Here is a 235-nt window from a genome sequence, read left to right as displayed (position 1 = left end):
ACCCGCTTCTTCGAGCGCGATCCTGGCGATCTCGATCGAGCGGCGCGTCTGCGCCGCCGCATCTCCGACGGCAAACGCTTTGCCATCCTCGCCGATCGGCGCCGTACCACCGATCAGAACGCGGTTGCCGATCCTGACCGCCCGCGAGAAGCCGATAATCGGCTCGAACGGGCTCGCCGACGAGATGTTCTTGCGCATTGTGGTTACCAGCCTCAGTCAAACAGCGGCAATTCAG

1 protein-coding gene is annotated in these 235 nt (G+C 63.4%); it reads right to left on the bottom strand.

The features are described 5' to 3' along the window. On the bottom strand, window positions 1-198 hold a 198-nt coding region (locus CH341_RS35600), incomplete at its 3' end, for a Rid family hydrolase (protein WP_245431370.1). Between the last annotated feature and the right edge of the window lie 37 nt (window positions 199-235).

Source organism: Rhodoplanes roseus, from assembly GCF_003258865.1.
GTDB classification, from domain to species: domain Bacteria; phylum Pseudomonadota; class Alphaproteobacteria; order Rhizobiales; family Xanthobacteraceae; genus Rhodoplanes; species Rhodoplanes roseus.
The sequence above is the reverse complement of the archived record's forward strand: the minus strand, read 5'-3'. Positions and strand labels throughout refer to the sequence as shown.